5 protein-coding genes are annotated in these 5,115 nt (G+C 73.2%); all 5 read left to right on the top strand.

Translation table 11 applies throughout. The features are described 5' to 3' along the window. The first annotated feature begins 121 nt into the window (after window positions 1-121). The 5 genes from HMPREF3159_RS14980 (at window position 122) to gdhA (ending at window position 5,083) form a co-directional block, all read left to right on the top strand. Window positions 122-889, top strand: a complete 768-nt coding sequence (locus tag HMPREF3159_RS14980; protein ID WP_070501963.1) for a glycerophosphodiester phosphodiesterase — start codon at window positions 122-124, stop codon at window positions 887-889. Between the two features lie 223 nt (window positions 890-1,112). Beyond that, window positions 1,113-1,841, top strand: a complete 729-nt coding sequence (locus HMPREF3159_RS14975; protein ID WP_070501961.1) for a glycerophosphodiester phosphodiesterase — start codon at window positions 1,113-1,115, stop codon at window positions 1,839-1,841. A 155-nt stretch (window positions 1,842-1,996) separates the two neighbouring features. Next, window positions 1,997-2,920 (top strand): NADP-dependent oxidoreductase, encoded by a 924-nt coding sequence (locus HMPREF3159_RS14970; RefSeq protein ID WP_168165444.1) that lies wholly within the window; start codon window positions 1,997-1,999, stop codon window positions 2,918-2,920. A gap of 97 nt (window positions 2,921-3,017) precedes the next feature. Continuing rightward, window positions 3,018-3,581 carry an O-acetyl-ADP-ribose deacetylase gene (locus HMPREF3159_RS14965; protein WP_070501957.1) on the top strand — a complete coding sequence of 188 codons (564 nt, stop codon included), beginning with the start codon at window positions 3,018-3,020 and terminating at the stop codon, window positions 3,579-3,581. Window positions 3,582-3,739: 158 nt separating this feature from the next. Beyond that, complete coding sequence (gene gdhA / locus HMPREF3159_RS14960) at window positions 3,740-5,083, top strand: NADP-specific glutamate dehydrogenase (protein WP_070501956.1); 1,344 nt, start codon at window positions 3,740-3,742, stop codon at window positions 5,081-5,083. Window positions 5,084-5,115 lie beyond the last annotated feature (32 nt).

Below are 5,115 nucleotides of genomic sequence, written 5' to 3'. Positions count from 1 at the left end.
GGGACCCCGCCGTCCCGGGGCGAACCGGCCCGCACGACCCGTCGGCTCACCCGGCCGCCTGCACGCGACGGCCCCCGGCCGCTCGCCCTGCCGACCATCCCACCCAGGAGAACCACCCATCATGACCCCCACGCAGCCCGCCCTCGTCGGACACCGGGGCGCCGCCGCCCTCGACCCCGAGAACACCGTGCGCTCCTTCCGGCGCGGCGTCGCCGAGGGCTCGACGCTGCTCGAGTGCGACGTCCACCTCAGCGCCGACGGCCAGGACGTGATCCTCCATGACGCGACCCTGGACCGCACCGCGCAGGCCGATTCCCCGCTGCGCACCGGCGCGGTCGCCGACCTGACCCGCGCCCAGCTGGACCGTGTGCTGGTGGGGGAGGGCGAGCACATCCCGACCCTCTCCCAGGTGCTCGAGGCGGCGGTGCGCGAGGACGGCACCCGGGTGCCGCTGCTGGTGGAGATCAAGGCGCCGGGCGCCGTGGAGCGGGTGCTCGAGATCCTCGCCGAGGAGTTCGGCGACGCCGGCGCGGAGGCCTGGACGGACCCGTCGGCCGCCCCGGCCGTGCTGCTCTCCTTCCACCAGGAGCCGCTGCAGCACGCGCAGCAGGTCGCGCCCTGGATCCCGCGGATGCTGACCACCACCGCGACGAGCCCCGAGTGGTGGCAGGCGTGCCGCGACCTCGGGGTCGTCCACGCCGGCGTGCGGATCGCCGACGCCCGCCAGGCCGACGTCGAGCGCGCGGCCGAGCTCGGCGCCGCCCTGAACCTGTGGACCGCACGCACCGAGGAGGAGCTCGAGCGGGCCCTCGAGCTCGGCTGCGACACCCTCACCGTCGACGACCCGGTCTGGGCGGCGGCGCTGATCCAGCGCCACGTCCCGGTCTGAGCACGTGAGGGGCGGGGCGGCGGACGGGGAAGCCCCTGGCCGCGGCTCGACCGGCCCCGCACCCGTGTCGAGCACGGGGCGAAGGCATGCCCCGCGGCAGGCTGGGGGTCCGGGACGGGAGCGCCTCGTCCCGAGCGCCCCGCCACGCCGGACGACCGGACCGCCCCCGACCCGCACGAGCTCGCCCCCCGACCACTGCACGCCCGACTGCTCAAGGAGCACCATGACCCCGAAGCGTCCCGCCCGCCCCGCGATCGTCGGCCACCGCGGCGCCAGCGCGCACGCCCCCGAGAACACGCTCGCCGCTTTCCGCCGCGCGATCGAGGACGGCGCCCAGCTGCTCGAGTGCGACGTCCATCTCAGCGCCGACAACGAGGTGGTCGTGATGCACGACGAGATCATCGACCGCACTGCCGCGGCGGACTCGCCCCGGCGCAGCGGCGCCATCGGCGAGCTGACCCGTGCCGAGCTCGACACGGTGCTGCTCGAGGAGGGGGAGAAGGTCCCCTCGCTCGCCGAACTGCTGGAGACGACCACCGTGCCCCTGTTCATCGAGGTCAAGGTCGCCGGTGCCGGCGAGGCAGTGGCCGCGCAGCTCGCCGCGCTCCCGGAGGACTCCGCGGCGAAGGCCTCCACCGTCATCTCCTTCCACGCCGAGGCGCTCGAGGCGATCCGTCGCGGCAGCCCTGGCACACCGGTCTCGTATCTCGTCGAGCAGATCACCGAGCAGACGATCCGGACCGCGAAGGACCTCGGCGCCGCGGGGATCGGCCCGGCGATCGACGGGCTCGCCCTCCGCGCCGCCCGCGCCGCGCACGAGGCCGGTCTGCGTCTGAACCCGTGGACCGTGAACACCGCGGCCCAGCTCGAGGTGGCTCTCGCCTGCGGCGTCGACACGATCACCACCGACGACCCGGCCTGGGTGCAGCGCGAGCTCGACGTGCGGAGCTGACGTCCGGGGCGCCTCCTGTGCCGCCCCGGCCTCGCCGCCCGAGGCATCGCCCTGCCCGGCTCCGCCAGCCTGGTGGAGCTCGTGCGGCCGGCGGAGGTCGTGATCGCGCGCGTCCCACGGGAATGCGGGGAGGGCGCCGCGCGTTGCACACCCTCATGAAGGCCATCACCTACAGCAGCTACGGGGGCCCCGAGGTCCTCACCCTCTCCGAGCTCGAGGACCCGAAGGTCGGCCCTGGCGAGATCCTGGTCGACGTGCGCGCCGCGGGAGTGAACCCCGTGGATTGGAAGGTCCTCTCCGGCGGCCTCGACCCGCTGATGACCACCATCTTCCCCGTGATCCCCGGTTGGGACGTCGCGGGTGTCGTCACGGCGGTGGGCCTGGACGTCCCGGAGTTCTCCGTCGGCGACGCCGTCATGGCCTACGCCCGCAAGGACTGGGTCCAGGCCGGCTCCTTCGCCGAGAAGATGACGGTCCCGGTGCGTGCCGCCGCTCGCAAGCCCGACTCCCTCTCCTTCGCCCAGGCCGGTGCGCTGCCCCTCGCCGGACTCACCGCCTACCAGTCCCTGCACCGTCTCGGCCTCACCGCCGGGCAGACGGTGCTGGTCCACGGCGCGAACGGTGGCGTCGGCTCCTTCGCCGTGCAGATCGCCGCCGCGGCCGGCGCCCGCGTGATCGGCACCGCCTCCGAGCGCAGTCACGAGCGGATCCGCGGCCTCGGCGCCGAGCCGGTGACCTACGGGGACGGGCTCGAGGAGCGCGTCCGCGCAATGGTCCCCGGGGGCGCCGACCTCGTCGTGGACTACGTGGGCGGCGTGCTCGAGCAGACCCTCGCCGTGCTCGCCCCCGGCGGTCGCCACGCCTCGATCGCCGACGACTCCGTCGCCGAGGCGGGCGGTGCCTACCTGTGGGTGCGGCCCGACGCCGGGGACCTCGCCGCGCTCGCCGAGCTGGTCGAGGCCGGCTCGCTGCGCGTCGACGTCGAGCGCACCTTCGACCTCGCCGACGCCGCCGATGCGTTCCGCGCGAGCATGGAGGGGCACACGAGCGGGAAGATCGTGGTGACCGTCGGGGAGTGAGTCGTCCGCGGCGGGCCGTCGCGGGCGCGGGCGGATCGCGGGACTCGATGACTCCTTCGCCGGCATTGCCGAGCCCGACACGCTGAGGAGGAATGCCATGACGACCGTCGACGGACCCCCGCTGATCAGCCTGCGTCGCGGCGACATCACCCAGGTGGACGACGTCGATGCGATCGTCAACGCCGCGAACTCCACCCTGCTCGGCGGCGGCGGGGTCGACGGCGCGATCCATCGCGCCGCCGGCCCCGACCTGCTCGCCGAGTGTCGAAACCTGGGCGGCTGCGAGACCGGGGACGCGAAGCTCACCGGCGGGCACGACCTGCCCGTCCCGTACGTCCTGCACACTGTCGGCCCCATCTGGTCCGCCCACGCCGACGAGGCCGGTCGCGCCCGCCGCGACGCCGAGCTCGCCTCCTGCTACCGACGCTGCCTCGAGGTCGCGCACGAGCACGATCTGCACCGCCTCGCCTTCCCCTCTCTCTCCACCGGCGCCTACCGCTTCCCCCTCGACCGCGCCGCACGCATCGCGATCGCGAGCCTGCGCGAGATCGCGGCGCGGCTCGGCGGGCGCTGGGAGCTGCGCCTGGTGCTCTTCGACGACGAGACCCTCGCCGCCTACGAGAAGGCCCTCGAGGGCCGTCGCGACGACGCTCGGCTGTGATCCCCGCCTCGCTGATGCATGGCGAGACAGGCACGTGCATGTTCACTCACTGAACGTCCCGTGACCGCCCGACTCCGTGCGCGTACTCTGGCCCCGCTCCGCCCTCCGACCCCGAGGGCCCCGCGACATCGGGCCTCCGGGCCCCTGAAAGGACTGCGATGCTCGACTCGACGCTCCAGGACACCTTCGACCGCGTGCTCCGCCGGAACCCCGGCGAGCCCGAGTTCCACCAGGCCGTCCGGGAGGTGTTCGAGTCCCTCGAGGTCGTGCAGTCCCGGCATCCCGAGTACCAGGACCACGGGATCCTCATGCGGCTGTGCGAGCCCGAGCGCCAGATCATCTTCCGCGTCCCGTGGGTCGATGACGAGGGCGTCGTGCAGGTCAACCGCGGCTTCCGCGTCGAGTACAACTCCGCGCTCGGCCCGTACAAGGGCGGTCTGCGCTTCCACCCGAGCGTCAACCTCGGCATCGTGAAGTTCCTCGGCTTCGAGCAGATCTTCAAGAACTCCCTGACCGGTCTGCCCATCGGCGGCGGCAAGGGCGGCTCGGACTTCGATCCGCACGGCCGCTCCGATGGCGAGGTCATGCGCTTCTGCCAGTCGTTCATGACCGAGCTGCACCGCCACATGGGCGAGTACACCGACGTCCCCGCCGGCGACATCGGCGTGGGTGCCCGCGAGATCGGCTACCTCTTCGGCCAGTACAAGCGCCTGACCAACCGCTACGAGGCGGGCGTGCTGACCGGCAAGGGCCTGGACTGGGGCGGCTCGCTCGTGCGCAAGGAGGCCACCGGCTACGGCGCGGCCATCTTCGCCGACGAGATGCTCCAGGCCCGCGGGAAGTCCTTCGAGGGCCGTCGCGTCGCCGTCTCCGGTTCCGGCAACGTCGCGCTCTACGCGATCGAGAAGTCCCGCCAGCTCGGCGGCATCCCCATCACCGCCTCCGACTCCTCCGGCTACGTCGTGGACGAGAACGGCATCGACCTCGAGCTGCTCCAGCAGATCAAGGAGGTCGAGCGCGGTCGCATCCACGAGTACGCCGACCGTCGCGGTGAGGGAGCCCGCTTCGTCAAGGGCGGCAGCGTCTGGGAAGTCCCGGCCGACATCGCCCTGCCCAGCGCCACCCAGAACGAGCTCGACGCGGACGCCGCTCGGACCCTCGTGAAGAACGGCGTGCTCGCCGTGTCCGAGGGCGCGAACATGCCCTGCACCCCCGAGGCCGTCACCGTGTTCCGCGAGGCCGAGGTCGCCTTCGGCCCCGGCAAGGCCGCGAACGCCGGCGGCGTCGCGACCAGCGCGCTCGAGATGCAGCAGAATGCGAGCCGCGATGCGTGGAGCTTCGAGCACACCGAGGAGCGCCTCACGCAGATCATGAAGAACATCCACACCACCTGCCTCGAGACCGCCGAGGACATGGGTCGCCCGGGCGACTACGTGCTCGGCGCGAACGTCGCCGGCTTCCGCAAGGTGGCCGACGCGATGATCGCCTTCGGCGTGATCTGAGCCGACCCGGCGCCGGGCGCGTCGGCCGCCAC

Source organism: Brachybacterium sp. HMSC06H03, assembly GCF_001807385.1.
Taxonomy (GTDB): domain Bacteria; phylum Actinomycetota; class Actinomycetes; order Actinomycetales; family Dermabacteraceae; genus Brachybacterium; species Brachybacterium conglomeratum.
This window is presented reverse-complemented; position numbering and strand designations above follow the sequence as displayed.